The 25689-nt window shown below is 60.9% G+C and carries 24 protein-coding genes; 5 read left to right on the forward strand and 19 right to left on the reverse strand.

Annotated features, from left to right (window positions below; translation table 11 throughout):
- The first annotated feature begins 236 nt into the window (after window positions 1–236).
- Window positions 237–1862 carry a methyl-accepting chemotaxis protein gene (locus tag ACKUG4_RS27560; protein ID WP_445435240.1) on the forward strand — a complete coding sequence of 542 codons (1626 nt, stop codon included), beginning with the start codon at window positions 237–239 and terminating at the stop codon, window positions 1860–1862.
- Between the two features lie 72 nt (window positions 1863–1934).
- On the opposite strand, the gene ACKUG4_RS27565 is transcribed toward ACKUG4_RS27560, so the two are convergent.
- The 5 genes from ACKUG4_RS27565 to ACKUG4_RS27585 form a co-directional block, all read right to left on the reverse strand.
- The gene (locus ACKUG4_RS27565; protein WP_064599501.1) at window positions 1935–2342 is read right to left on the reverse strand and encodes an HvfA family oxazolone/thioamide-modified RiPP metallophore; all 408 of its coding nucleotides are present in this window, start codon (window positions 2340–2342) and stop codon (window positions 1935–1937) included.
- A gap of 210 nt (window positions 2343–2552) precedes the next feature.
- A complete protein-coding gene (locus tag ACKUG4_RS27570; protein WP_064599500.1) occupies window positions 2553–3851 on the reverse strand; it encodes an NAD(P)/FAD-dependent oxidoreductase in 1299 nt (432 codons plus the stop codon).
- A 63-nt stretch (window positions 3852–3914) separates the two neighbouring features.
- Window positions 3915–4088, reverse strand: coding sequence for a DUF3094 domain-containing protein (locus ACKUG4_RS27575; RefSeq protein WP_007909875.1), 174 nt, complete (start codon window positions 4086–4088; stop codon window positions 3915–3917).
- 51 nt (window positions 4089–4139) lie between these two features.
- Window positions 4140–4667, reverse strand: a complete 528-nt coding sequence (locus ACKUG4_RS27580; RefSeq protein ID WP_445435241.1) for an MOSC domain-containing protein — start codon at window positions 4665–4667, stop codon at window positions 4140–4142.
- Entirely contained in the window at window positions 4664–5290 is a 627-nt protein-coding gene (locus tag ACKUG4_RS27585; RefSeq protein WP_007959580.1) for a DUF1780 domain-containing protein, read from the reverse strand. Before ACKUG4_RS27585 ends, ACKUG4_RS27580 begins: the two co-directional genes overlap by 4 nt.
- Window positions 5291–5424: 134 nt before the next feature.
- On the opposite strand from ACKUG4_RS27585, the gene ACKUG4_RS27590 reads away from it, so the two are divergent.
- Window positions 5425–6114, forward strand: a complete 690-nt coding sequence (locus ACKUG4_RS27590; RefSeq protein ID WP_445435242.1) for an energy-coupling factor ABC transporter permease — start codon at window positions 5425–5427, stop codon at window positions 6112–6114.
- Window positions 6115–6179: 65 nt separating this feature from the next.
- The gene (locus ACKUG4_RS27595) at window positions 6180–6395 is read left to right on the forward strand and encodes a hypothetical protein (protein WP_007959584.1); all 216 of its coding nucleotides are present in this window, start codon (window positions 6180–6182) and stop codon (window positions 6393–6395) included.
- A gap of 6 nt (window positions 6396–6401) precedes the next feature.
- Here the strand turns inward: ACKUG4_RS27595 and yacG are convergent, their stop codons facing one another.
- Genes yacG through pilB form a run of 5 tightly spaced genes read right to left on the reverse strand, consistent with a single transcriptional unit; the run spans window position 6402 to window position 11013 of the window.
- On the reverse strand, window positions 6402–6602 hold the full coding sequence (gene yacG, locus ACKUG4_RS27600; protein ID WP_085648746.1) for a DNA gyrase inhibitor YacG: 201 nt from the start codon (window positions 6600–6602) through the stop codon (window positions 6402–6404).
- Complete coding sequence (gene coaE / locus ACKUG4_RS27605) at window positions 6599–7222, reverse strand: dephospho-CoA kinase (RefSeq protein ID WP_074691472.1); 624 nt, start codon at window positions 7220–7222, stop codon at window positions 6599–6601. The genes yacG and coaE overlap by 4 nt, the downstream gene beginning before the upstream one ends.
- On the reverse strand, window positions 7219–8091 hold the full coding sequence (locus tag ACKUG4_RS27610; protein WP_445435243.1) for a prepilin peptidase: 873 nt from the start codon (window positions 8089–8091) through the stop codon (window positions 7219–7221). The genes coaE and ACKUG4_RS27610 overlap by 4 nt, the downstream gene beginning before the upstream one ends.
- Before the next feature lies 1 nt (window position 8092).
- Window positions 8093–9310: a type II secretion system F family protein gene (locus ACKUG4_RS27615; RefSeq protein ID WP_445435244.1), complete on the reverse strand. Its 1218-nt coding sequence runs from the start codon at window positions 9308–9310 to the stop codon at window positions 8093–8095.
- 2 nt (window positions 9311–9312) lie between these two features.
- Complete coding sequence (gene pilB, locus ACKUG4_RS27620; protein ID WP_236190028.1) at window positions 9313–11013, reverse strand: type IV-A pilus assembly ATPase PilB; 1701 nt, start codon at window positions 11011–11013, stop codon at window positions 9313–9315.
- A 226-nt stretch (window positions 11014–11239) separates the two neighbouring features.
- Here pilB and ACKUG4_RS27625 point away from each other — a divergent pair, with 226 nt between their 5' ends.
- Together ACKUG4_RS27625 and ACKUG4_RS27630 are read left to right on the forward strand one after the other, a co-directional pair.
- Window positions 11240–11677, forward strand: a complete 438-nt coding sequence (locus ACKUG4_RS27625) for a pilin (protein WP_064382076.1) — start codon at window positions 11240–11242, stop codon at window positions 11675–11677.
- Window positions 11678–11973: 296 nt separating this feature from the next.
- Window positions 11974–12330, forward strand: a complete 357-nt coding sequence (locus ACKUG4_RS27630; protein ID WP_085648750.1) for a BON domain-containing protein — start codon at window positions 11974–11976, stop codon at window positions 12328–12330.
- A gap of 169 nt (window positions 12331–12499) precedes the next feature.
- Here ACKUG4_RS27630 and ACKUG4_RS27635 read toward each other — a convergent pair whose 3' ends face one another.
- The 9 genes from ACKUG4_RS27635 to ACKUG4_RS27675 all read right to left on the reverse strand — a co-directional run bounded on the left by ACKUG4_RS27635 (window position 12500) and on the right by ACKUG4_RS27675 (window position 25027).
- Window positions 12500–12796, reverse strand: coding sequence for a DUF2845 domain-containing protein (locus ACKUG4_RS27635; RefSeq protein WP_445435245.1), 297 nt, complete (start codon window positions 12794–12796; stop codon window positions 12500–12502).
- Entirely contained in the window at window positions 12796–15747 is a 2952-nt protein-coding gene (locus ACKUG4_RS27640; protein WP_445435246.1) for a DUF748 domain-containing protein, read from the reverse strand. The genes ACKUG4_RS27635 and ACKUG4_RS27640 overlap by 1 nt, the downstream gene beginning before the upstream one ends.
- A 110-nt stretch (window positions 15748–15857) precedes the next feature.
- Window positions 15858–16874, reverse strand: coding sequence for a class I SAM-dependent rRNA methyltransferase (locus ACKUG4_RS27645; RefSeq protein WP_085648753.1), 1017 nt, complete (start codon window positions 16872–16874; stop codon window positions 15858–15860).
- 145 nt (window positions 16875–17019) lie between these two features.
- Window positions 17020–18957 carry an acetate--CoA ligase gene (gene acs, locus ACKUG4_RS27650; protein WP_445435247.1) on the reverse strand — a complete coding sequence of 646 codons (1938 nt, stop codon included), beginning with the start codon at window positions 18955–18957 and terminating at the stop codon, window positions 17020–17022.
- Window positions 18958–19071: 114 nt separating this feature from the next.
- A complete protein-coding gene (pgi, locus tag ACKUG4_RS27655) occupies window positions 19072–20736 on the reverse strand; it encodes a glucose-6-phosphate isomerase (RefSeq protein WP_039771644.1) in 1665 nt (554 codons plus the stop codon).
- A 346-nt stretch (window positions 20737–21082) separates the two neighbouring features.
- A complete protein-coding gene (gene panC, locus ACKUG4_RS27660) occupies window positions 21083–21943 on the reverse strand; it encodes a pantoate--beta-alanine ligase (RefSeq protein WP_007959604.1) in 861 nt (286 codons plus the stop codon).
- Complete coding sequence (gene panB / locus ACKUG4_RS27665; protein WP_039771642.1) at window positions 21940–22740, reverse strand: 3-methyl-2-oxobutanoate hydroxymethyltransferase; 801 nt, start codon at window positions 22738–22740, stop codon at window positions 21940–21942. Before panB ends, panC begins: the two co-directional genes overlap by 4 nt.
- Before the next feature lie 397 nt (window positions 22741–23137).
- Window positions 23138–23623, reverse strand: a complete 486-nt coding sequence (folK, locus tag ACKUG4_RS27670; RefSeq protein WP_085648756.1) for a 2-amino-4-hydroxy-6-hydroxymethyldihydropteridine diphosphokinase — start codon at window positions 23621–23623, stop codon at window positions 23138–23140.
- A gap of 3 nt (window positions 23624–23626) precedes the next feature.
- Window positions 23627–25027 (reverse strand): polynucleotide adenylyltransferase PcnB, encoded by a 1401-nt coding sequence (locus ACKUG4_RS27675; RefSeq protein ID WP_064599472.1) that lies wholly within the window; start codon window positions 25025–25027, stop codon window positions 23627–23629.
- Window positions 25028–25689 lie beyond the last annotated feature (662 nt).

Raw genomic sequence — 25689 nt, forward strand, 5'->3', positions numbered from 1 at the left:
GGGGTATAGCGCAGTCCGGTAGCGCGCCTGCTTTGGGAGCAGGATGTCAGGAGTTCGAATCCCCTTACCCCGACCATATTAAAAATCCTCGTATCGAAAGATACGGGGATTTTTTTTGCCCTCCGGAAATGTTTCATTCAAGTCGTCATACAACTTGCCGATAGCCCGCTAACGAAAGGGGCCTGCCGCATCAAACGCCCCTGAACTCTGCCAATACAAGAAAAAGGGCGTTCGTCATGTTGCTTCGTCAGTTGAATATTGCTCCCCGCGCCGCTCTGGGCTTTGCCCTGATCGCGTTACTGGTGGCGTTGCTCGGGGTGTTCGCGCTGGGGCAGATGTCGAGCATCCGCGACAGTGAAGTGGCGGTGGAGACCCAGTGGTTGCCGAGTATTCGTGGCGGCGACGAAATTCGCGAGATCATGCTGCGCATCCGCACCATCTCCCTACGCATGGCGCTGGATCAGGATCCGGCCAACATCGCCACGTACCGCAGCCAGATGGACACCCGGGACAAAGAGTTGAGCGAGAAAATCGCCGCCTATGATCGACTGGTGACCACCCCGGAAGGTCAGCAGTTGTATGAACAGTTTAAGAAAACCTTTGCCGCCTACCGCACCGGGATCGCCCAGTCGTTCACCCTCGCCGAGCAGGGCAAGCGCGACGAGCTGACCAAACTGCTGCTGGTGGACATGAAAACCGTGGTCGACGGCTCCGGCAAACAACTCAACGACCTGGCGGATCTGTTCGCCCGCCAGGTCGCCGCCGAAAGCCAGAACTCTGCGGCCCACTACGAAACCTCGCGCACCATCGTGACCTTGTTCATCGCTCTGGCGGCGCTGGCGACGGTGGCCCTGGCCATGTTGCTCACCCGTAGCATCGTCCGCCCCCTGAGCGTCGCTGTCGATGCGGCCGAGCACGTCGCCAGAGGCGATCTGACCCGCCCGATCGAAACTCACGGCAACGATGAGGTCAGCCGGTTGCTCAAGGCGTTGGCAACCATGCAGCAGAATCTGCGCGAAACCCTGCAGGGCATCAGCGGCTCGGCCACGCAACTGGCGACCGCTTCCGACGAACTGAGCGCGGTCACCCACGACAGCACGCAAGGACTGCAACAACAGAACAACGAAATCGAACAGGCCGCCACCGCCGTCAACGAGATGACTACGGCGGTTGAGGAAGTCGCCCGCAATGCGGTGTCGACGGCCGACGCCACCCGCCAGTCCAGCGAATCGGCGCAGTTGGGCCAGGAACGGGTCAGCGAAACTGCTGGCGCCATCAACGCCCTGGCCAGCGAAGTCGAGCACACCGGCGAACTGGTGCAATCGCTGGCCAACCAGTCGCAGGACATCGGCAAAGTGCTGGACGTGATTCGAGCGATCGCCGAGCAGACCAACCTGCTGGCGCTCAACGCCGCCATCGAAGCAGCGCGAGCCGGGGAGAGCGGGCGCGGGTTTGCGGTGGTTGCCGATGAGGTTCGCGCGCTGGCTTATCGCACTCAGCAATCGACCCAGGAAATCGAGCAAATGGTGCAGGGCATGCGCAACGGTTCGAGCCTGGCGCTGGAGTCGATGCAGGCCAGTGCCTCGCGGGCGGCCACCACGTTGGTGCTGGCCGAGCGGGCCGGTGAAGCGTTGCAGACGATCACGGCGTCGGTACACGAAATCCACGAGCGCAATCTGGTGATCGCCAGCGCCGCCGAAGAGCAGGCGCAAGTGGCGCGGGAAGTGGATCGCAACCTGGTGAACATTCGCGACCTGTCGGTGCGGTCGGCGGCGGGTGCCGATCAAACCAATGCGTCGAGCCATGAACTGTCGCAACTGGCCAACGCCCTGCAAGGCATGGTGCGGCGCTTCCAGCTGTAATCATGCAGGCGTGAAAAAGCCGCGCTTCTCGTCAGAGAAAGCGCGGCTTTGTTTTGTCGAGCGTCTGAAAAATCAGGCACCGTCCTGGTCTTTCAGGTGTTCGAACAGACCTTTCGGCATTTTCTTGCCGTTGGCTTCGAAATTGGCTTTGACGTTGTTGTACGCCTCTTGCTCGTCGATGAAGCCGTCGTGGTTGGTGTCGATCTTGTCGAAGTCGGACTTCGGTGCAACTTTCAGAAACTCGGCGCGGGAGACCTTGCCGTCGCCATCGGTGTCGGTCTTGGCCATCGACGCATCGCCGCATTTGCCTTCACCGCATTTGCCTTCCGGGGTTTTCACCGAGGTCTCGGCCGAAGCGACCATGTAGCCCTGGGCCAGCGGTTGCGCGGCAAACACCGAGCCGGACAGCATCATGCCGCCGGCCAGTACGGCACCGACCAGGCCAAGGGAGTTTTTGCCGATTTTCGAAGTACGGGACATTGCATTCTCCTTCGGTTGCACAGCGCAACCACACGTTAAGGGCGATCAAGCCGGAGCAGGTGTGCTCGGGTGTGGCCATTAAGCGGTGGCGGTGTATCGCGTCTGTGTCGAGGAGCGGGGCGTTTGTAAGCGAAGGTGGGGAAAGCGAGGGCAGATACAGTAGAAAACAAAACACCGTGAGGGCGAGCCCGCCCCCACGGTGTTTTTACATCAGTGCAGCTTCAGGCGTGGTTCGGTGCCGCGTCCGATCTTGCTGCCGAGCATCAGCATCGCTGTGCGGAACGGCCCATAAAGCGCCATCTGGTGCATGCGGTACAGCGACACGTAGAACATCCGCGCCAGCCAGCCCTCGAGCATCACGCTGCCGGTCAGGTTGCCCATCAGGTTACCCACCGCCGAGAAACGCGACAGCGAAATCAGCGAGCCGTAGTCGGTGTACTTGTACTCCGGCAGGGTTTTGCCTTCGATGCGCAGCTTCAGCGATTTGGCCAGCAGCGACGCCTGCTGGTGCGCAGCCTGGGCCCGTGGTGGAACGTTGCGATCCGAGCCCGGTTGCGGGCAGGCGGCGCAGTCACCGAAGGCGAAAATGTTCTCGTCGCGAGTGGTCTGCAGCGTCGGCAGCACTTGCAGCTGATTGATGCGGTTGGTTTCCAGGCCATCGATGTCCTTGAGGAAACCCGGTGCGCGGATCCCGGCGGCCCAGACTTTCAGACTGGCCTTGATCTCGTTGCCATCGGCGGTGATCAGGCTGTCAGCGGTGACCTGGCTGACCGAAGCGTTGGTCATCACGTTGACCCCGAGTTTCTCCAGGGTCTTGTGCACCGGCCCGCTGATGCGCTCCGGCAGGGCGGGCAGCACCCGTGGCCCGGCTTCGATCAGGGTGATGTGCATGTTTTCCGGTTTGATCCGGTCCAGACCGTAAGCCGCCAGTTCATGGGCCGCGTTGTGCAGCTCGGCCGCCAGTTCGACGCCCGTGGCGCCCGCGCCAACGATGGCCACGCTGATCTGCTGGACCACATCGGTCTGCCCGGCGTGGGCGCGCAGATAGTGATTGAGCAGTTGCTGGTGGAAACGCTCGGCCTGTTTACGGGTGTCGAGGAACAGGCAGTGCTGCGCGGCGCCCTGGGTGCCGAAATCGTTGGTGGTGCTGCCGACCGCGATCACCAGCGAGTCATAGGGCACTTCCCGCGCCGGGACCAGTTCAACGCCGTTTTCGTCGTAGGTGGCGGCCAGCTGGATCTTCTTCTGCTCACGATCGAGCCCGCTCATGCGCCCCAGCTGGAACTCGAAGTGGTTCCATTTGGCCTGGGCGACATAGTTGAGTTCGTCTTCGGAGGAGTTCAGCGATCCGGCGGCCACTTCGTGCAGCAGCGGTTTCCAGATGTGCGTGAGGTTCGCGTCGACCAGCATGATGCTGGCGGTGCCGCGTTTGCCCAGAGTCTTACCCAGACGGGTAGCCAACTCCAGACCGCCGGCGCCGCCGCCGACAATGACAATACGATGGGACATAGGGATAGCTCGCAAGGTTTTTAAAGGAAATCGGTGTGGTTACCCGAGCGAGCGCGATGCAGCTCATAGCGTCAGGTAACTGATAAATCGGCTCAACAGGCCCAGACCAATGGTCACTGCCAGCACCAGCACCAGGAGCATCCACGGCCGGAAAGGCCGGCGCTCGACACGGTGTTGGGACAACTGCAGGTACTCTTCGACATGCTTCTGGTCTTCGGGGTTCAGGCGGCTGGTCATAAAGGCCTCGTCAGGTAGACGTTACTGAATGAGAACACGCTACAGCGGTTTTCAACCGGGATTGAAAGGAGCATAGCCACTGTCCGGGACCGGTTCGACCGACACGCCATCGTCGAGGCGAATGATCCCGCTTTGTAACACTCGCGCAGTGATTCCGCCATGCCCGCGCACAGCCTGGAACGTGCCCGGGCCAAGGTTGTTTTGCAGGCGCGCACACGGCTGGCACCAGCCCGTGGTTTCGAAAATCGCCTGACCAATGCGAAAGCGCCGCCCCTTGAGGCTGAACAGATTGATCCCGCTTATGACGAGATTGCGCCGCAGATCTTCAGGCCTGACCGGTTGCTCGTGGGGACGGCCCATCAATGCACTGATCACGGCCAGGTGTTCGAACTGAATCAGCGTGACCTGTCGGGCGTTACGTACTCCGGGGCGGGCATGATCCCCGGTCAGTCCCGCTTCAAGGCGTGCCTCTACGGCGTCGAGCTCGATCACCGGTCCACGAGATTCAGGACGCACGCCAATCCAGCGTACGCGGCCGCTCTGCGGGACCTCGGCGATCAATTGTTGAAGCGGCGTCACAGGCTGATCCCTACATCGAACACGATGCTGCGCCCCAGGTTGCCGCGCAGAAAATCCGGGGCATCGGGATGGGCGAACAGCACCCGGGCGAACGTAGGTCCGACCAGCGACAGCGAACGCCAGCCCTGACGCAGGTATTCGGTGGGCGGCGGAAAGTGGCTGTTGAGGTCGAGCACTTCGCGTTTGAGGCTGGCGAAGGCAATGATGTCCAGCTCACCCAGGTCCATGCCGCGTTCTTTGTAGTTGTGCGCTTTCTTGCGCAAGGTCGGCGCCAGTCTCAGCAGAAATTCATTGGCCGGAATTCGCCGCGGCTTGGCTTCACGCCGCACCAGTTGGCTGAGGGAAAACGCGCTGCGCCGACGTTGCAGCTCATCGCGCCATTCATCGTTAAGCCGACGGCCCTCGTCGAGGACGAAAAACACCTCGAAATTGGCGTCGCGAAACAGCACGTCCGGTGGTTCCCCGGCGGGGGCGAACTCGTCGGCGCGATAAGGAATATTCAGGCCTTGCAGCAGGCGCTGGCAGACCCAACGCTCACGCTCCCATTTGCGGGCATTGGACAGAAAGGCGTTGGCTTGCTCGGCCGCGATGGTCAGCAGGCGTAAATAATCTGAGTCATCCATAGGCCCAAGCTTAGCGTTCAATTGCGACAAGCAGAAAGCTTTGCATCGGCAGATGTGCCGCCGTGCAGGGTGTAGACTTCGCCGCAGGAGCGCCAATCAAAGGAGTCTGCGGTGCGAATGAAGGTGATGGGATCATGATCGGTGCAGAACTGCTGTCATCGGCAAGTCTGACCCTCGGCTGGCTGATTTACCTGCCGGCGCTGCTCTGGGCGATTGTCCGCGCACCGTGGGTCGAGCTGTTCAGCGACAACCGCCGTCAGCATTTGCTGTTCGGTACGGTGTTCGCGTTGTTTCTGCTGTGGCTGGTGCGCAGGGATTTCGACACCGGGGTGTCTTACCACTTCATCGGCATGACAGCGGTGACGCTGCTGCTGGACTGGCCACTGGCGATCGTCGGTGCACTGGTGGCCCAACTGGGGCTGGTGCTGCTGGGGCGACAGGATCTGGTGGCCGTCGGGGTCAATGGCACCTTGCTGATCCTGTTGCCGGTGCTGATCACCGAATGCGTGGCGATCCTGGTCGAGCGCGCCCAGCCGCGCAATCCGTTCGTGTACATCTTCTGTTCCGGTTTTTTCGCCGCGGCGCTGTCGGCGTTGTTCTGCCTGACGCTGAGCCTGACCTTGCTCTGGTACGACGGCCTCTTTGCCATGCCGGAATGGCTGGAGGATTTCATCGGTTACCTGTGGCTGCTGATATTTCCTGAAGCCTTCATCAACGGCATAGTGGTCAGCGCGTTGGTGGTGTTCTGCCCGGAATGGCTGGAGACCTTCAACCGCACCCGCTACCTTTCGGCGCCGTGGAAAGACGACGATCCCAAGTCTTGATCCACATCAAATCCACTCTGCGCGCGGCATTTCATGCTCGGCCAAATTCCTTCAGGAGCAGCGGCATGAGCGTGTACGAGTGGGCGAGGCAGGAAACCCGGCAGAGTCTGGAGATGGCGCAGGAGGTGGGGTTCGATCCGGGCCTGAGCCTGCGCGCCTTGCTCAGTGCGGTGGTGCAGCAGAGCAAGGCGGTGCGCAACGCCGAAGACCTGGCCGACGAGTTGCGCTTTCTGGCGGAAAACCTCGACGACGATCAGGACTACGGCTTCATGCGGCCCTGAACGGGATCAGTGACGCGGGTCGAAATCGCCGGAAAACAGTTCGTCCTCGGCATCCGGGGCCACCGGAATCTTGTGCTCTTCCGACGCCCAGGCGCCGAGGTCGATGAGTTTGCAGCGGTCCGAGCAGAACGGACGGTATTTGTTCTCCGTGGTGAATTCCACGGGCGCGCCGCAAGTCGGGCAGTTGACGGTTGGGGTCTGGCTCATGATTGGCCTCCGGATAAAGTCAGGTAAAAGTGATGCAGGCGCTCGACTTCGCTGTGCAGCCAGGCGAGGTCGCGGTCGTTGACCACCACGTCATCGGCACGGCTGACGCGGTCTTCGCGGCTGGACTGGGCCTTGAGGATCGCCTGGACCTGCTCTTCGCTGGTCTGGTCACGCTGCAAGGTGCGTTCGATCTGCAGTTGTTGCGGGGCGTCGATCACCAGGATTCGCTGGGTCATCGCGTATTGCCCGGATTCGATCAGCAGCGGCGAAACCAGAATCGCATAAGGCGATTTTGCCAGCGCCAGGTGATGGGCGATTTCTTCGGCGATCAGCGGATGCAGCAGCGCTTCGAGCCAGCGTCGTTGCTCCGGCACTTCAAAGATCAGTTTGCGCAGAGCCGCACGATCCAGCGTGCCGTCGGCCTGCAGGACTTCGGGGCCGAAGTGTTCGGCGATCTTCGCCAGCGCCGGGCGGCCCGGTTCGACCACCCAGCGCGCCGCGTGATCGGCGTCCACCACGTGGATACCAAGATCAATGAAGTGCTGGGCGGCGGCGCTTTTGCCGCTGCCGATGCCGCCGGTCAGGCCGAGAATCCAGGGTTTTTCCGCAGGGGTATTCATTTCAAACCGACAAACTGCCAATAGAAGCCGGTTATTTGACCACCCCAGAGCAAGGCAATCCAGCCGGCAATTGCCAGATACGGGCCGAAGGGGATCGGCGTCGAGGTTTTCTGGTCGCGCAGCTTGAGCAAAATCACCCCGAGCACGGCGCCCACCAGCGAGGACAAGAGGATGGTCAGCGGCAGAATCTGCCAGCCGCCCCAGGCCCCGAGCAGCGCCAGCAGCTTGAAATCGCCGTGACCGATGCCGTCCTTGCCGGTGAGCAGTTTGAACAGCCAGAACACCGACCACAGCGCCATATAGCCCAGCACCGCGCCCCACAGGGCATCGTGCAGCGGCACGAACAGCTCGAAGCTGTTGACGATCAGCCCCAGCCACAGCAGCGGCAGCACCAGCACGTCGGGCAGCAATTGATGTTCGGTGTCGATCAGGCTCATGGCCAACAGGCCCCAGGTCAGCACGATCAACAGGCACGCCGGCCAGCCGAAACCCAGGTGCCAGGCGATGAACGCCGAGAGCAGGCCGCAGGCCATTTCGGTCAGCGGGTAACGCTTGCTGATCGGTGCGCTGCAACTTGAACAGCGCCCGCGCAGGCACACGTAACTCAACAGGGGAATGTTTTCCCACGCACGGATCCGGTGGCCACAGTGCGGGCATTGCGAGTGCGGCAGCATCAGGTTGTAGGTGGGCAATGGCGATTCACCGGGCAGGCCCAGTACATCGTGAGCCTGCTGGCGCCATTCGCGCTCGAGCATTTTCGGCAGGCGCCAGATCAACACGTTGAGGAAACTGCCCACCACCAGCCCCAGCAGGAGGGCGGCGACGACAAAGGCCAGCGGATACAGGCTGAGGAGTTCGTCGATAGGCATGTCAGATCGCTGAGCCGAGTTGGAAGATCGGCAGGTACATCGCCACCACCAGACCGCCGACGATCACCCCCAGCACCACCATGATGAATGGCTCCATCAGGCTGGTGAGGTTGTCGACCATGTTGTCCACTTCGTCCTCATAGAAACCTGCGACCTTGTCGAGCATCTCGTCCAGTGCGCCGGACTCTTCGCCGATGGCGGTCATCTGCACCGCCATGTTCGGAAAGATGCCGGTGGAACGCATCGAGAAATTCAGCTGCATGCCGGTAGAGACGTCCTGGCGGATGCGCAGCACGGCACGCTTGAACACCACGTTGCCGGTGGCGCCGGCCACCGAGTCCAGCGCTTCCACCAGCGGCACACCGGCGGCGAAGGTAGTCGACAGGGTCCGGGCAAACCGCGCCACGGCGGACTTGTACATCAATGTGCCCACCAACGGCAGCTTGAGAAACCAGGCGTCGCGTCGATCGCGCAGGGCCTGGGATTTTTTCAGGGCATGGCGGGTGCCCAAAAACGCGGCCACCAGCGCACCGAGAATCGCCCACCACCATTGCTGCATGAATTCGGACAGGCTGATCACCATCAGCGTGAAGGCCGGCAGTTCGGCACCGAAGCCGGAGAACACCGACTGAAACTGCGGCACCACCTTGACCAGCAGAATCCCGGTGACCACCGCCGCCACCAGCACTACGGCCGACGGGTAGGTCATGGCCTTCTTGATCTTGGCCTTGAGGCTTTCGCTCTTTTCCTTGTAGGTCGCGACCCGTTCCAGCAGGGTGTCGAGGGCGCCGGACTGCTCGCCGGCATCCACCAGGTTGCAGTACAACTCGTCGAAATATTGCGGCTTCTTGCGCAGCGCGGCGGCGAAGCTGTTACCGGCGGCGACCTCCTGTTTCACCTCGTCCACCAGCTTGCGCATGGCCGGGTTTTCGAAGCCTTCGCCAATGATGTCGAACGACTGCAACAGCGGTACGCCGGCCTTCATCATGGTCGCCATCTGTCGGGTGAACAGGGCAATGTCCTGGGCCTTGATGCGCTTGCCGAAGCTCAGCAGCGAGGCGGATTTCTTGCGCACCTTGCCCGGGTTGATCCCTTGCTTGCGCAATTGGGCCTTGACCAGTGCGGGATTCTGGCCGCTCAACTCGCCGGTTACCTTGCTGCCTTTACGGTCCGTGCCTTCCCAGGCGTAGACGCTGACTTTTGCTGCCTTGACCGCCATGTTCAGTCCTTGGTGACCCGGTTGATTTCTTCAAGGCTGGTAATGCCTTGCATGGCCTTGATCAGGCCCGAGGTACGCAGGTCATTGAAGCCGTCCCGGCGCATCTGGGTATCGATTTCCAGTGAGTTGCCCTCGGCCATGATCAGCCGTTGCAGATCGGGGGTGTTCTTTACCACTTCATAAATCCCCACGCGACCCTTGTACCCGCCGTTGCAGTGATCGCAACCGGCGGGCTCATAGATCGTGAAATGGCCGATGCGTTCCTCGGGGAAGCCTTCCTTGATCAGGGTCTCGCGTGGGATCTCGATGGGTTTCTTGCAGTGGCTGCAGAGTTTTCGCGCCAGACGCTGGGCAATGATCAGGCTCACCGAGGTCGCGATGTTGAAGCCGGGGATGCCCATGTTGTGCAGGCGGGTGAGGGTCTCTGCTGCGCTGTTGGTGTGCAGGGTGGACAGCACGAGGTGACCGGTCTGGGCGGCCTTGATCGCGATTTCGGCGGTTTCGAGGTCGCGGATTTCGCCGACCATGATCACGTCCGGGTCCTGACGCAGGAACGAGCGCAGGGCCTGGGCAAAGTCCAGCCCCTGACGGGGATTGACGTTGACCTGGTTGATGCCTTCCATGTTGATTTCCACCGGGTCTTCGGCCGTGGAGATATTGATGTCGACGGTATTGAGGATGTTCAGCCCGGTGTACAGCGACACGGTCTTGCCCGAGCCGGTTGGGCCGGTCACCAGAATCATGCCTTGCGGCTGTTTGAGGGCGGCCATGTACAGGTCTTTCTGCTCCGGCTCGTAGCCAAGGGCATCGATGCCGATCTGGGCGCTGGACGGGTCAAGGATCCGAATCACCACTTTCTCCCCCCAGAGGGTGGGCAGGGTGTTGACCCGGAAATCGATCGACTTGCTTTTCGACAGACGCATCTTGATCCGCCCGTCCTGGGGTTTGCGTCGCTCCGAAATGTCGAGGCTGGCCATCACCTTGAGGCGCGCGGCGATGCGCCCGGCCAGTTGAATCGGCGGCTTGGCTACCTCACGCAGAATGCCGTCGGTGCGCACCCGCACCCGGTAGTTCTTTTCGTAAGGCTCGAAGTGCAGGTCGGACGAGCCGCTCTTGATCGCGTCCAGCAGCATCTTGTGAACGAAGCGCACCACCGGGGCATCGTCGGCGTCGATTCCGCCGAGGGTGTCCTGCTTGCTGTCGTCGACCGATTCGATGTCCAGCCCGTCGAGGTCGACATCGGCCATCTCCTCCAGGCCGGTGGCGTGGGTGTCGAAGAATTTTTCGATGGCGTCGGTGAGCTTGTCGTCCTCGACCAGAATGGCTTCGGTGCTCAGTCCGGTGCTGAACTGAATGTCGTTGATCGCCTGATGATTACTCGGGTCGGAAATCCCCACGAACAGTTTGTTGCCGCGTCGCCAGAGGGGCAGGGCGTGGTGCTGGCGCACCAGTTTTTCGCTGACCAGGCCTTTGGGCTGGGTTTCCTTGTCGAGGCAGTTGAGGTCGAGAAATGCCATGCCGAAATGCTCCGAGGCAATTTCCGCGACCTGCCAGCTCTTCACCAGTTTGTTCTGCACCAGGTAACTGACCAGCGACAGGCGATTGCGCTGCGCCTGTTGCCAGGCTTGCTGGGCACTCTTTTCCGTGAGCAATTCGGCCTGGACCAGTTGCTTGGCCAGACCGCTCAGAGCGATGTCATTCATGGGGTTTCCACGTGCTTGCCGTTCATGACTTATAGCCTAGTCAAGTGACAGCGCCATACACGTGGAGTGCGGGTGACAAAAAGTGTCAGATAGTGCGGTTACGGGTTGTAGGAATCGGCATGTCAGCCGGATGGCGCCCAGCGGGTATGGGCTGCGAGCGTTTGGCACGGGCTGTGCTGAGTCTTGAACAGATCATGAGATTTCGACTCATGCATGGAGCGTGTCTATGAATAAACAACAGGGTTTCACTCTGATCGAGCTGCTGATCGTTGTGGCGATCATCGGTATTCTCGCTACTGTGGCGCTGCCGCAGTACTCCAAATATCAGGCGCGGTCGAAGGTGACGGCGGGGTTGGCGGAGATCAGTGCGATGAAGGTGCCGTTCGAGGACACCATCAACCAAGGTACCGCTCCGGATATAACCAATGTGAATGGCGGTACAGCCGCCACCTCCAACTGTACGTTGACGGTTACAGGCACCGCGGCGACTGGCGCTGGCACCATTACATGTACGCTGGTTAATGCACCAGGTCCGGTGCTGGGTAAAACCATTACGCTCACCCGCTCTGGCGCGGCCACGGGTGCCACGTCGGGTGTCTGGACATGTGCCTCGACGGTCAACAATGAATACGCGCCGAGAGGTTGCCCTGGCAGTGGCGCTTGATACATAAGCTGACAGCAGGAATGCCCCGCGATGCGGGGCATTTTTCATTGCGCGACACTTCACAAAAGCTTCAATAATTTCAGGCTGTTAGGAACTTTCCGAAAAGCCGCAACTTGCATGTAGATATTTCACGACTCATGCAATTTGCATGATTCCGAAAAAATGCAACATTTATAAGTTATTGATTTATAAGGTTTTAATCTAATTTTGAAAGTTGGCACAGCGTTCGCAATATCTCCAGTAACCCTGCTGACAAGACAACCAGCAGACTTTCCAGAAAAACAGGAGTTACTCGTATGAAGAAGTTCGCTATCACTGCCGCTGCTGCTACCGCGCTGACCCTGACCATGGCTTCGGGTGCATTTGCTCAATCGACCCAGACCACTCAGGCTCCAATGACCCTGGCTGCCGGTGAAGTCACCAAGGCTAAAGAAGCTACTTCCGATACCTGGATCACCACCAAAGTCAAAAGCGACCTGGTAACCGAAAAAGGCATTCCTGGCACCGACATCAAAGTTGAAACCAACAAAGGCGTGGTTTCCCTGTCTTCTGACGTCGCGATCACCGAAGCTCAGAAAACCACCGCTGTGAACATCACCAAGAAAATCAAAGGCGTGAGAGCGGTCTCCGCTGACGGCCTGAAAGCCGAGTAAGGCAAGACTTCTCGCCTGGACCGGGAGAAGACGCGACAGGCGGGCCGAGCAATACGTCTGCCGCACTTTAGAGTTCATGCGACCGGCCACACGGAATGTGGCCATTACAGGCCCCGGCATTCATGTCGGGGCCTGTTCTATTTCAGGGGCCGGAAAAAGGCGCGGAAGATCAGTTGCCGCGCTTGCTGTTGATCTGCTTCAGGCGATTGCCTTCAAAACGCAGGTATTGATACATGCCGTTGTTCGGGCCGTAAGTCCATTCCTCGACCTGAAACTCCTCGCGACGGTTGGCGCTGCGCTTGTAACCGAGCAGATCGCGACCGACCGGCTCACCACATTTTTGCAGCACCTCGCTGGCGCGGTCGCCAAGGCTCACCAACTGGCTGCCGCAGCGCAGGGTATCGGACGCCGCAGCCTGACTGGCGAGAAACACCAGCCCCAGTGCAGCCAGCCACTTGCGGTTCATTACTCGGCATCCAGATGCATTTGCGTCACCACTCGCCCGTCGCTCTCCGCTTCGCCGAGGTTGGCGTCGATGAAGTACACACGATCGTCGGCCAGTTGGCCCTTGTCTACCAGGTAATCCTTGATGCTGCTGGCACGGTCCTGACCGAGCTGGCGCAGCAGCACGTCGCTGGAGCTCCAGAACTTGATCACGTCGGCGCGCATTTTCGCGGTGCGTTCTTCCTTGCCCAGGTCCTTCCACTCGGCCGGTGGCTGGGTTTTCAGGCGGGTGCGATAGATGCCCTCGAGCAGTGGGCCTTTTTCGTTATCCGGGACCTGGATCAGCGAAGCCTGCGCCGGCACTTTGTCGCCACGGCGCTGGAGCATCTTGTAGTAGTTGTACTGGTATTCACGTTCCAGGCGCTGTTCGGCGAGCAACGGGCCATCACTGCTTTTTGCCGCGGTGCCCTCGATTTCCAGGCGCAGGGCCGGACGTTCCTTCAGCGCTTGCGACAGCTTCACCAGCGCCGCTTCGGCGTCTTTGCTCAGGTCGCTGGAGCCCGGTGCAAAGGACACGGTGCCGAGGTCTTCCGAGCCGCCACCGCTGACCAGACCGCCAATCAGCTTGAACGGTGCGGCGGCGGCCTTGACGATCAGGTTGCGCAGGGTCTGCCAGACAATCGGCATCACGCTGAATTGCGGATTGTTCAGGTCACCGGTGACCGGCAGTTCGATGGAAATCTTGCCGTCGACGTCCTTGAGCAGGGCGATCGCCAGTTTCAGCGGCAGGCTCACGGCATCCGGGCTGTCGACTTTCTCACCCAGTTGCAGTTGCTCGACCACCACTTTGTTCTCGGCCTTGAGCTGGCCTTTGGTGATCAGGTAATGCAGGTCGAGGTTGAGCCGGCCCTTGCGGATGCGGTAGCCGGCGAACTTGCCGGAGTAGGGCGTCAGGGTGGTCAGTTCGACCCGTTTGAAACTGGTGGCGATGTCGAGGCTGGCCATCGGGTCGAACGGGTTGACCGCGCCTTTGATGGTCACCGGCGCATAGCGGTCGACCTTGCCCTTGATGTCGACGCTGGCCGGTTTCGCCTGACGGCTGTCGATGGTGCCGATCTGCCCGTTGAGCTGCTGCACGGCGGTGGCGAAGTTCGGGGTCAGGCTGAAGTCGGCGAAGTTGGCCGAGCCGTCGTTGATCGCGATGCCGCCGATGTGAATACCCAGCGGTTTGTCATTGCTCGCCGGTTTCGCCGCGGCGGTCTTCGCCCCGGAATCGGCCGGCTGCGGAATCAGCAGGTCGTCGATGTTGGTGGTGCGATCATCGTTGATCATGAACCGCGCATACGGCTGGAACAGGTTGACCCTGTCGATCGACAGGCTGTCGCCATGTTGATAGTTCAGGCCTTCGACCACCACTTGCTGCCACTTCAGGAAGTCGCGGGTTTTCAGGGTGTCGAGGGTGTGCAACTGATCGATCTGAGCACGACCGGTGATGCTGAGGGCCAGCGGGTCAGTGCTTTTCAGGTTCACTTTCAGGTCGCTGCCGAGCATGCCGCTGCGTAGTTCGAGACGAATGAACGGGTTGATGTAGGACTGCGCGACCCGCAGGTCGATGTCCTGGGTTTTCACGTTGAGCTGTGCGGTGACCGGCGCCAGGTTGACCACGCCATCGGCGCTGATCTTGCCTTGCTTGCCCAGCCCGGTGTCGAGCCTGAGGTTGAAGGGCGAGCTGTTGAGGCTGTCGAAATTCTGCAGATCGACGTTCAGCGGCGTGACATCCAGCGTGACTTCCGGCTTCGCCGAACGGTCGGCCAGATGCACTTTGTAGTCACGCAGTTGCACGTCCTTGATCAACACTTGCCACGGTTTGCTCGGCGCGGTCGGTTCGGGTTTCGGCGAGTCGGCTGCCGCTGGTGTGTTCGCAGGTTCGGCAGCCGCTTTTGCGGCGGGTTTCGACGGCTGGCTGGCGAACAGTTTTTGCCAATCCAGTTGGCCGTCCGCTTCCAGGGCTGCCCAGGTTTCCAGTTTCTGACTGCGGATCTTGCCAACCACCACTTGCTGCTTGGCCAGGTCCACCGTGGTGTCGCTGACGTCGAGACGCTCGAGTTTCGCCAGCGGGCGTCCGTCCGGCGTCTTGATGGCGAACGGCGCGATATTGACCGCCACGTTGCTCAGCAGCAGTTCGGTTTCCTTGGACAGGTTGAGCTTGTAGTCGGTGCTCAGGCTGACGACCCCGTTTTCCAGCACCAGTGGCACGGCATCACGCACGTAAGGCCAGAAGGCTTTCATCTGGCCGTCGGTGATCTTGAGCGTGCCTTCGGAAGCGATCGGGATCAGGCTGAAGTTGCCTTTCCAGTCGATCTGCCCACCGGCCGGGCCGATCGCGACGAGGGTCATGTCGGCGTTGTCTTCGGGCAGGGTGCTGAGGTTTTTCAGCTCGAAGTCGAGCTTGTCGTAGAGAAACTCGATCGGCTCGCTGGGCCGCGCATCCACAAAATGCAGATTGCCGCCGACGAGCTGGATCCGGTCGATGCGCAGCGGAAACGGTTTGGCGTCGGGATCGGCCGGGGTGGGCTCGCTGGCGGGTAGCTTGAACAGACCGAGGAGGTTGAGCTGACCGTCCTTGGCGAACAGGATCTCGGTCCTGGATTTTTCCAGTTCGATGTCGGACAGATGCAGGGCTTTGGTCCACAGGCTGTCGAGTTGCAGGTTGGCGTACAGGCGTTCGAAGCCGACCTGTTCCTTGCCCGGCTCGCCGATCACCAGACCCCACAGCGTGAGTTCAAGGCTGAACGGGTTGAGTTCGATACGTTGCAGATGCGCCGGCACCGTGGCGTAGTTGGCCAGTTGCTGATTCACCACCCTGAGCGCAATGCCCGGCAAAATCAGGAACCCCAGCAGGCTGTAGAGGGCCAGGGCAGTCAACAGGGCGCCAATCGCGCGAATCAATCCTTTGGGCATGTGCGGCTTCATCTGTCTGAATCGGAGTGCCTTGGAGTATGGCACGCGATTCCGGTTCCGAAGCAATTGCCCATGCTCAGGGTTGTTCAGATTTTTTCTGTGGGAAGTTTCCTTGGCAGTGCTTAGAGCTGAAGGATCAGGGTCTTCAGTGGTGGCTGCTGATCCAGCGAGGGGAAATCCCGACCCGGGGTCATCACGCTCCACTCACGCACCGGCCGCCCGGCTTTTTCGGCGCAACGCAGCACCTGTTCGCGCCAATCGTCCATGCTGACTTTCGCCAGATTGTTGCAGCAGATCAGCACGCCATTCTCGGCGGTGGTCAGCAGGGCCGGCTTGAGCAGGCTTTGATAATCGCGCAGCAGGTCAACGGTGCCGAACGCGCTCTTGGCCCACGCGGGCGGGTCGAGCAGCACCAGATCGTACTGGCGCTGTTCCAGGCGCTGATAGCTCGGCAGTTTCTGCCCGCGACGCTGGCTGATCGGCAGGCCGGCCAGTTGGCGGATGGCCGGGAAGTAGTCGGACTGGATGAATTCCATGGTCGGTAGGTGCGGGTTGAGCTGACCGTTCTCGCGGCCGACTGCCAGATTGCCCTCGGCGAAATCCAGGTTGCACACCTCGCGCGCACCGCCGGCCGCCGCGCTGAGACCGACCCCGCAGGTATAGGCGAACAGGTTGAGCACACTTTTGCCCTTGGCGTGATCCTTGACCCAGCCGCGGGTGTTGCGCAGGTCGAGGAACAGCAGCGGATCCTGCCCGGCGTGACGTCCGCGCACGCGATAGTTCAAGCCCCATTCGTGGCCGACCAGATCGGCCAGCGCGGCGTCGTCGGCGCGGTAGACGCTGTCTTCACGATCGATCCGTGAGTTGCCACGGGAGCGGTCGTTGTAGACCAGCAGGGTTTCCAGGCCAAGAGTCTGGTTGACCATGGCGTGCAGTTGCAGCAGGTCTTCACGCGCCAGGGTCTGGTGGAAGCTTTGCACCATCAGTTGCGGGCCGTAGCGGTCAATGGTCAGGCCGCCGGCGCCTTCCTGGCTGCCGTGGAACAGCCGATAGCAGTCGGTGCCCTGGCGGTGCAGCTCGGCGAGCAGATCCTGGCGTTGATCGAGAGCGGCGCGCAGCGCCAGGTTCAAGGAAGACATGCGGGCGCCTTGCTGGAGGAAATCGGGGCGCGGGAGTTTAGCAGTTTGGCAGGCACTCGAGGGGTTCCCATCGCGAGCAGGCTCGCTCCCACAGACGATCATAAGTCCTTGTGGAAGCGAGCCTGCTCGCGATGCGTTTGCGGTCTTACTGGTTCAAGCGTTTATCGATCAAGCCCTGCACCACGCTCGGATCCGCCAGGGTTGAGGTATCGCCGAGGCTGTCGAGCTCGTTGCAGGCAATCTTGCGCAGTATCCGCCGCATGATCTTGCCCGAGCGGGTCTTCGGCAGGGCCGGGGCCCACTGAATCAGGTCCGGTTTGGCGAAGCTGCCGATTTCCTTGCTGACGTGGGCCAGCAGTTCTTTCTTCAGTTCATCGCTGGGCTCGGTGCCATTCATCGGTGTGACAAAGGCATAAATCCCCTGGCCTTTGACGTCGTGTGGATAGCCGACCACAGCGGCCTCGGCGATGCTGTCGTGCAGCACCAGCGCGCTCTCTACCTCGGCGGTGCCGATGCGATGGCCGGAGACATTGATCACGTCGTCGATGCGCCCGGTGATCCAGTAATCGCCGTCCTCGTCACGGCGGGCGCCGTCGCCGGTGAAGTAGTAGCCGGGATAGGGCTTGAAGTAGGTGTCGACCATGCGCTGCGGGTCGCCGTAAACGCTGCGGATCTGCGCCGGCCAGCTCGACTTGATCGCCAGCACGCCACTGCCGGCGCCCTGGATTTCCTTGCCGTGCTCATCGAGCAGCACCGGTTGCACGCCGAACATCGGCTGGGTGGCGCAGCCCGGTTTGATCCGCTGGGCGCTGACCAGCGGGCTGAGCATGATGCCGCCGGTTTCGGTCTGCCACCAGGTATCGACGATCGGGCAGCGCTGTTCGCCGACCACGTTGAAATACCATTCCCACGCTTCCGGGTTGATCGGCTCACCGACACTGCCGAGCAATCTGAGGCTTTGCCGCGATGTTTCCTGCAGCGGCCCGGCGCCTTCACGCATCAACGCGCGCAGGGCGGTGGGGGCGGTGTAGAAGATGTTGACCTTGTGTTTGTCGATCACTTGCCAGAATCGCGAAGTACTCGGGTAGCTCGGCACGCCTTCGAAGATCAGGGTGGTGGCGCCGTTGGCCAGCGGCCCGTAGACGATATAGCTGTGGCCGGTGACCCAGCCGACGTCGGCGGTGCACCAGAACACTTCGCCGTCGCGGTAATCGAGCACGTACTTGAAGGTCATCGCCGCCTGCAGCAGGTAACCGCCGGTGGTGTGCAGCACGCCCTTGGGTTTGCCGGTGCTGCCGGAGGTGTAGAGGATGAACAGCGGATCCTCGGCGTCCATCGGTTCCGGCGGGCAATCGTCGCTGACGTCGCGCACGGCCTGGTGATACCAGAGGTCGCGGCCTTCGACCCAGTCGACGTTGTTCTGGGTGCGCTCGACCACCACGACGGTGCTGACATTCGGGCAACTCTGCAGGGCCTTGTCGACATTCTGTTTCAGCGGCACGAATTTGCCACCGCGCACGCCCTCGTCGGCGGTGATCACGGTGTGGCAGTCGGCGTCGAGAATGCGGTCACGCAATGAGTCCGGGGAGAAACCGCCAAACACCACCGAATGAATCGCACCGATCCGCGCGCAGGCGAGCATCGCGTAGGCCGCTTCGGGGATCATCGGCATGTAGATGCACACCCGGTCGCCTTTCTTCACGCCACGGCTTTTCAGCACGTTGGCCAGGCGGCAGACGTGGTGATGAAGTTTGCTGTAAGTAATTTGTGTCGATTCGGCAGGGTCGTCGCCTTCCCAGAGGATGGCGGTCTGATCGCCGCGCTTTTCCAGATGGCGGTCAATGCAGTTGTAGCTGACGTTCAGCTTGCCACCGGCAAACCAGGCGGCTTCGCCGGTCTTCAGGTCATAGCGCTGGACGGTCTGCCACGGCGTGCTCCAGTCGAGGAAGCGGGTGGCCTGTTCGGCCCAGAAGGTACTGGGGTGTTCAATCGATTCGCGGTACAGGCGCTGGTAGTCGTCCTGACTCAACTGTGCAGCCCGGCGGACGGCATCGGCTTTGGGGAACGTGCTGATATCGAACATGACGGTTCCTTATTCTTGTTGTGCGACAAGGATAAAGATGCGCCGAGAGCGGGGAGGGTTCAATACCTGTAAACAAACACCCCCTCATGGCGAGGGGGTGTGTTCGGGGCTGGATCAGCCGCGGTGACGGCCGCGGAAGTAGTTGATCAGGCCTTGGGTGGACGCGTCTTCGGCGGCGGTTTCTTCGCTGCCGACCAGACGGTTGTACACGCCCTTGCCCAGTTCCTTGCCCAGTTCCACGCCCCACTGGTCGAAGGCGTTGATGCCCCAGACCACGCTTTGCACGAAGACTTTGTGCTCGTACATCGCCACCAGTGCGCCGAGACGACGCGGGCTGATGCGCTCGACCACGATGGTGTTGCTCGGACGGTTGCCCGGGATCACCTTGTGCGGTGCCAGCTTCTGCACCTGGTCTTCGCTCATGCCCTTGTCGCGCAGTTCCGCTTCGGCTTCCGGCAGGGTCTTGCCGAGCATCAGCGCCTGGCTCTGCGACAGGCAGTTGGCGTACAGCCACTGATGGTGGTCGGAGACCGGGTTGAAGCTGACGATCGGCACGATGAAGTCGGCCGGGATCAGTTGGGTGCCCTGGTGCAGCAGCTGGTGGTAGGCGTGCTGACCGTTGCAGCCGACGCCGCCCCAGATCACCGGCCCGGTATCGGTCGACACCGCAGTGCCGTCCTGACGCACGCTCTTGCCGTTGGATTCCATGTCCAGCTGTTGCAAGTGCTTGGTGATGTTACGCAGGTAGTGGTCGTACGGCAGGATCGCGTGGCTTTGCGCGCCCCAGAAGTTGCCGTACCACACGCCGAGCAGGGCCAGCAGCACCGGCATGTTCTGTTCGAACGGCGCGCTCTGGAAATGCTGGTCCATGGTGTAGGCACCCGACAGCAGTTCCTTGAAGTTGGACATGCCGATGGCCAGCGCAATTGGCAGACCGATGGCCGACCACAGCGAGTAACGACCGCCGACCCAGTCCCACATCGGGAAGATGTTTTCTTCGCGGATACCGAAGGCCACGGCTGCCGCGTTGTTGCTCGATACGGCGATGAAGTGGCGATACAGCTCGGCTTCCGAACCACCCTGAGCCAGGTACCAGGCGCGTGCGGCCTGGGCGTTTTTCAGGGTTTCGAGGGTGTTGAACGATTTCGACGAAACGATGAACAGCGTGGTCTCGGCGCGCAGTTTTTGCGTCAGCTCGTGGAACTCGCTGCCGTCGATGTTCGCCAGGTAATGGCAACGCACGCCTTTCTGGGCGTAGGACAGCAGGGCTTCGGAAACCAGCTCGGGGCCGAGGAACGAGCCACCGATGCCGATGTTCACCACGTCAGTGATCGGCTTCTCGGTGTAACCGCGCCACAGACCGTCGTGGATGCGGCCCACGAGATCGGTGATCTGGTTCAGCACCTTGTGTACTTCAGGCATCACGTTGACGCCGTTGACCGACAGCTTGTCGCCGACCGGGCGACGCAGGGCGGTGTGCAGCGCCGGGCGGCCTTCGGAGGAGTTGACGATTTCGCCGTCGAACAGCGCCTTGATCGCGCCCTTGAGATCGACTTCATTGGCCAGACCCACCAGCAGGTTGCGGGTCTCGGCGTTGATCAGATTCTTCGAATAGTCGAGAAACAGTCCGCAGCTGCTGAGAGTGAACTGATTGAAGCGCTGCGGATCGGCGTTGAAGGCTTCGCGCATGCTGAAATCCTGCATGGCTTGGCGGTGATCTTTCAACGCTTGCCAGGCAGGCAGAGCGGTAACGTCATGAGGAGTGCGGTAGTACGCCATCGCTGCGGTTTTCCTTTTTACTTGAACGGCCTTTTGAACTCTGAAAAGACCTCCCCGCCATGTTTGGGCGAGGGGGCAACTGCGTCGACACGATTACTTTGGCGCAGGGCGAATACAGTAAACCCAGCGCCGCGATCTGTCTTGGCTTTGTCTGACCTGTTTTCGGTACTTTTTTAACATTGATAACAGACGGGGCCGACAAACGGCGGGTAATGTGAGCAGTCCCTGCTATTGGTGTCGAGTCGAACGGCGGGAGTTTGCCCGATGGGCAGGTACTCAGCAATACGGTCTGGAAGTGCGTGCAGACACTGTGGGAGCGGGGGGCTCCCACAGCGTTTGCCGGTGTTCAGGCGGGGGTATCGAGATTCAGATGCAGGTTGTCGATCAACCGGGTGGTGCCGAGGAAGGCCGCGACCAGAATCACCAGATCACGATCTTCCGCCGTTGCCGGACGCAGGGTCAGGGCGTGGCGGATTTCCAGGTAGTCAGGACGCAGGCCGGCGGCTTCCAGTTGCTGGCGTTGCGCCTGGATCAGGGCAGGGAAGTCGCGCTCGCCTTGCTTGATCGACTCGGCAATGCTGCTCAGGGTGCGATAGACCACCGGCGCCACGGCGCGCTGTTCTTCACTGAGGAAACCGTTGCGCGAGGACAGCGCCAGGCCGTCGGCGGCGCGTACGGTCGGCTCGCCGATGATCTGGATCGGCATGTTCAGGTCGTGCACCAGCGCGCGGATCACCGCCAGTTGCTGGAAATCTTTCTGGCCGAAGATCGCCAGGTCCGGCTGGACCATGTTGAACAGCTTGCTGACCACCGTTGCCACGCCTTCGAAGTGCCCCGGACGGCTGGCGCCGCACAGGCCTTCGGAGAGTTGCGGCACGCTGACCCGGGTCTGACCGGCCATGCCGTCGGGGTACATTTCCTCGACGGTCGGGGCGAACAGCAGATCGCATCCGGCTTCCAGCAGTTTTTCCTGATCCGCCGCCAGGGTGCGCGGGTACTTGTCGAGGTCTTCGCCGGCGCCGAACTGCAGTGGGTTGACGAAAATGCTCGCAACCACGAAGTCCACGCGCTGGGTGGCCTTGGTGATCAGCGCGATGTGGCCGCTGTGCAGGTTGCCCATGGTCGGCACGAAGCCGATGCGCTTGCCTTCACTGCGGGCGCGCGCCACGGCGGCGCGCAGTTCACGTACGGTTTTGACGGTGTTCATGCAGAGAATCCGTGTTCGATCCCGGGGAAAGTGGTGGCTTTGACTTCACTGACGTAAGCCTTCAGCGCGGACTGGATGCTGTCCTGACCCTGCATGAAGTTCTTCACGAACTTCGGCACGCGGCCGCTGATCGACAGGCCGAGCATGTCGTGCAGTACCAGCACCTGACCGTCGGTGTCGCTGCCGGCGCCAATGCCGATCACCGGAATCTTCACGGCCTGGCTGATTTCAGCTGCCAGTTCGCTCGGCACGCATTCGAGCAGCAGCATGGCTGCACCTGCCTGCTCCAGCGAGATCGCGTCGGCGCGCATCTGGCGAGCCTGGTTTTCGTTGCGACCTTGCACTTTATAGCCACCGAGAATGTTCACGGCTTGCGGGGTCAGGCCCATGTGGGCGCAGACCGGCACACCGCGCTCGGCCAGCAGGCGGATCGAGTCCGCCAGCCACAAGGCGCCTTCGACCTTGACCATGTGCGCGCCGGCCTGCATCAGCAGGGCGCTGTTGGTCATGGTTTGTTCGAGGGTGGCGTTGGCCATGAACGGCAGGTCGGCCAGGATCAGGGCATCAGAGTTGCCGCGTTTGACGCTGGCAACGTGGTAGGCCATTTCTGCGGTGGTCACCGGCAGGGTGCTGTCGTGACCCTGCAGGACCATGCCGAGGGAGTCGCCCACCAGCAGCACTTCGACACCGGCCTCGTTGCAGGCGTGGGCGAAGGTCGCGTCATAGCAGGTCAGCATGGTGATCTTTTCACCTTTCTGCTTGAGGCTCTGGAGCGTGGTCAGGGTGATGGCTGGCATGTAAGAAATCCTCGTTCAGGCGCTTTGGAAACTACTGCGAGTAACGCGCGTGATTCGTCATCTATTCAGGCGCACGCTCTTTTGTCGTGCTTATAAGGCCTGGATTGCGCCCTTGTATGCCGGGTTGGCGGCAGCGGGACGCCTATAGTCGTGATGAGGCCCCAGGAAGTCAATTGCATGTGTTACCGCATTGTTACGAGGGGAGTGTTACCGACGTTACTGATGCGATTCAGCGGGCCGGCGGGCCTGATCTGCGGTTTTTTTGTCCGACAAAAACCGGGATTTGGACAAGTCGATGTGGGAGCGGGCTTGCTCGCGAAGGCGTCGTGTCAGTCAGCATCTTATTGAGCTGATACACCGCATTCGCGAGCAAGCCCGCTCCCACAGGGGATAGATGTTAGGGGAGGGGAAGGCGTTCGAGGCCGACGAACGGGCAGGCTGCGAGAAGATCGGCAAGGGTGCGGCCATCGGCCAGACGCAGATCATCGGGCGCCAGTTCGGCCAAAGGATAGAGAACGAATGCGCGCTCCTGCATGTGGTAATGCGGGACTTTGAGGCGCGGCTCGTCGATCAGGCGATCACCGAATAACAGAATGTCCAGATCCAGCGTGCGCGGGCCCCAGCGCTCCAGGCGTTCGCGGCCCTGGTCGTTTTCGATGGCTTGCAAGGCATCGAGCAGATCCAGCGGGGCGAGCGCGCTGTCGAGCGCGGCAACCGCGTTGGTATAACGCGGTTGCCCCGGCAGCAGGGAGTCGCTTTGGTAGAAGGCAGACACGCCGACCAGTTCGGTATCGGGCAATTGCCCCAGCGCGTCGACCGCGCTGCGCAGTTGTTCGGCCGGGTCAGCCAGGTTGCTGCCCATGCCGATGTAGATGCGTTCCATGCCTTATTCGCCCGTGGCGCTCGGTGCGCCGGCGCGTTTGCGCTTGGAACCGCTGCTGCGGCGACGCTTGCGCGGTGCACCACTGGCGTCATCACCCTTACCGCTGAGGTCACGGATCATGTCGCGACGTTCGCTGTCGTTGGCGTCCTGATAATCGGTCCACCATTCGCCCAGGCCATCGGTCTGCTCGCCGGCGCTTTCACGCAACAGCAGAAAATCGTAGCCGGCACGGAAGCGCGGGTTGTCCAGCAACAGGTCGGCACGTTTGCCGCTGCGGCGTGGCAGGCGTTCCTGCATGTCCCAGATCTCGCGAATCGGCATGGTGAAGCGTTTTGGAATCGCGATGCGTTGGCACTGCTCGGCGATCAGTTCGTGAGCCCCTTCCTGCATCGCCGGAATCGGCGGCATGCCGCGCTCTTGCAGACGCAACACGCGGGCCGGCAGGGCAGGCCACAGCAGGGCGGCGAACAGGAACGCCGGGGTCACCGGTTTGTTCTGCTTGATCCGCAGGTCGGTGTTGGTCAGTGCTTCGCTGATCAACGTGTGGGTGTATTCCGGGTTGTGTTCCAGCGCATCGGCACTGGCCGGGAACAGCGGCGCGAACAGTTGCAGGTCGACCAGCATCTCGAAGGTGATGGCGCCATGACCGGAGAGGAACAGCTTGAGCACTTCCTCGAACAGTCGGGCCGACGGAATCTCGCGCAGCATCGGTGCCAGTTCGCGGATCGGCTGGACGGTGTGCTTTTCGATACCGAAATTGAGCTTGGCGGCGAAACGCACGGCCCGCAGCATCCGCACCGGGTCTTCCTGGTAACGTTTCTTTGGGTCGCCGATCAGGCGGATCAGGTGGTTGCGGATGTCGTGTACGCCGTTGGCGTAGTCGAGGATGCGCTCGCTGACCGGATCGTAATACAGGGCGTTGATGGTGAAGTCGCGGCGTTGCGCGTCTTCTTCCAGGGTGCCGTAGACGTTGTCGCGCAGAATACGCCCGCTCTCGTTGCGCGAAGACTGATTGCTGTCTTCATCGTCTTCGTTTTGCGGGTGATTGGCGCGGAAGGTCGCGACTTCAATGATTTCGCGGCCGAAATGGATGTGTACCAGCTTGAAGCGGCGGCCGATGATCCGCGCATTGCGGAATTCGGCACGAACCTGCTCGGGGGTGGCGCTGGTGGCGACGTCGAAGTCTTTGGGCGTGATGCCCAGCAGCATGTCTCGCACGCAACCGCCAACCAGGTAGGCCTGGTAGCCGGCGCCCTGCAGACGTTCGACGATGTTGACCGCGTACCGGCTGAATTGGGCCTTTTGCAGCGAATGTTGGCCGCTGTTGAGGACTTCAGGCGTGCTACGGATGTGTTGCGTACGACGCAGGGGAGTTCGGAATGACTGGAACAGCTTCTTCAGCATGGGATGCACTGTTTGAAGGAATGTTCGGCCATACCAGAGAATGACCGCATGATGGGCCGGGATTCTAGCATTTAGTCGAGGGATGGTGTAGGACGCTGCCGTTTTGCGCTGCAAGCCGCAGGCTAGAGGGGTGTAGGGGCGTGTGAAGGAGAGATTTGCCGTAAAGGAGAAACTACAAGGGGAGCCGAAGCTCCCCAAGAAGTAGTTGCGTGCTCTTTTTATTATTGATTCGGGCTTCTTGTTTTTGTTGAGTGCCCTCGTCATGAAGCTTTTCCTTCATGACCCTCCCAATCGGGAGCCAAGAGCAAACGGATTGCTTTGGTCGCTGTGTTGCAGTGATCTTGCGATCCAACCAGTACAGGCTCTGTCTTAAGACAGTTTTTGTTGTTCTCGGCCTGGTCGTGGGGCTAGCCCCAAATACAACGCCTCTCCAAAAGAATCAGTTAGCTGCGCCTCTCGCCGTCTTGTTTTTATTGTGCGTGAGTCGATTCGTCTTATTTTTATTGTCTTGTGCATTGCTTGTTATTGTTCTTGTACCAAACATATAGCAGGTGCCGTGCCAACTTTTTCGAACCCCAATAAAACAAGGGGTTAGGTCGATATAACCGTTTTCGCAGGGCGAAAAAAAGCCGGGATTTCGTTACCGATAACCCCGGCTTCTG

The sequence above is a fragment of the Candidatus Pseudomonas auctus genome (genome assembly GCF_048654275.1).
GTDB lineage: Bacteria > Pseudomonadota > Gammaproteobacteria > Pseudomonadales > Pseudomonadaceae > Aquipseudomonas > Aquipseudomonas pharyngis.

Excerpts from the sequence above, each read along its gene's own strand:
- folK (WP_085648756.1), bottom strand. The coding sequence starts at position 23,623 with ATGGAACGCATCTACATCGGCATGGGCAGCAACCTGGCTGACCCGGCC.
- coaE (WP_074691472.1), bottom strand. The coding sequence starts at position 7,222 with ATGAATACCCCTGCGGAAAAACCCTGGATTCTCGGCCTGACCGGCGGC.
- acs (WP_445435247.1), bottom strand. The coding sequence starts at position 18,957 with ATGTTCGATATCAGCACGTTCCCCAAAGCCGATGCCGTCCGCCGGGCT.
- pgi (WP_039771644.1), bottom strand. The coding sequence starts at position 20,736 with ATGGCGTACTACCGCACTCCTCATGACGTTACCGCTCTGCCTGCCTGG.
- ACKUG4_RS27570 (WP_064599500.1), bottom strand. The coding sequence starts at position 3,851 with ATGTCCCATCGTATTGTCATTGTCGGCGGCGGCGCCGGCGGTCTGGAG.
- panB (WP_039771642.1), bottom strand. The coding sequence starts at position 22,740 with ATGCCAGCCATCACCCTGACCACGCTCCAGAGCCTCAAGCAGAAAGGT.
- ACKUG4_RS27560 (WP_445435240.1), top strand. The coding sequence starts at position 237 with ATGTTGCTTCGTCAGTTGAATATTGCTCCCCGCGCCGCTCTGGGCTTT.
- ACKUG4_RS27610 (WP_445435243.1), bottom strand. The coding sequence starts at position 8,091 with ATGCCTATCGACGAACTCCTCAGCCTGTATCCGCTGGCCTTTGTCGTC.
- ACKUG4_RS27675 (WP_064599472.1), bottom strand. The coding sequence starts at position 25,027 with ATGCTGAAGAAGCTGTTCCAGTCATTCCGAACTCCCCTGCGTCGTACG.
- pilB (WP_236190028.1), bottom strand. The coding sequence starts at position 11,013 with ATGAATGACATCGCTCTGAGCGGTCTGGCCAAGCAACTGGTCCAGGCC.
- yacG (WP_085648746.1), bottom strand. The coding sequence starts at position 6,602 with ATGAGCCAGACCCCAACCGTCAACTGCCCGACTTGCGGCGCGCCCGTG.
- ACKUG4_RS27630 (WP_085648750.1), top strand. The coding sequence starts at position 11,974 with ATGAAGAAGTTCGCTATCACTGCCGCTGCTGCTACCGCGCTGACCCTG.
- ACKUG4_RS27590 (WP_445435242.1), top strand. The coding sequence starts at position 5,425 with ATGATCGGTGCAGAACTGCTGTCATCGGCAAGTCTGACCCTCGGCTGG.
- ACKUG4_RS27565 (WP_064599501.1), bottom strand. The coding sequence starts at position 2,342 with ATGTCCCGTACTTCGAAAATCGGCAAAAACTCCCTTGGCCTGGTCGGT.
- ACKUG4_RS27645 (WP_085648753.1), bottom strand. The coding sequence starts at position 16,874 with ATGTCTTCCTTGAACCTGGCGCTGCGCGCCGCTCTCGATCAACGCCAG.
- ACKUG4_RS27585 (WP_007959580.1), bottom strand. The coding sequence starts at position 5,290 with ATGGATGACTCAGATTATTTACGCCTGCTGACCATCGCGGCCGAGCAA.
- panC (WP_007959604.1), bottom strand. The coding sequence starts at position 21,943 with ATGAACACCGTCAAAACCGTACGTGAACTGCGCGCCGCCGTGGCGCGC.
- ACKUG4_RS27575 (WP_007909875.1), bottom strand. The coding sequence starts at position 4,088 with ATGACCAGCCGCCTGAACCCCGAAGACCAGAAGCATGTCGAAGAGTAC.
- ACKUG4_RS27615 (WP_445435244.1), bottom strand. The coding sequence starts at position 9,310 with ATGGCGGTCAAGGCAGCAAAAGTCAGCGTCTACGCCTGGGAAGGCACG.
- ACKUG4_RS27625 (WP_064382076.1), top strand. The coding sequence starts at position 11,240 with ATGAATAAACAACAGGGTTTCACTCTGATCGAGCTGCTGATCGTTGTG.
- ACKUG4_RS27595 (WP_007959584.1), top strand. The coding sequence starts at position 6,180 with ATGAGCGTGTACGAGTGGGCGAGGCAGGAAACCCGGCAGAGTCTGGAG.
- ACKUG4_RS27635 (WP_445435245.1), bottom strand. The coding sequence starts at position 12,796 with ATGAACCGCAAGTGGCTGGCTGCACTGGGGCTGGTGTTTCTCGCCAGT.
- ACKUG4_RS27640 (WP_445435246.1), bottom strand. The coding sequence starts at position 15,747 with ATGAAGCCGCACATGCCCAAAGGATTGATTCGCGCGATTGGCGCCCTG.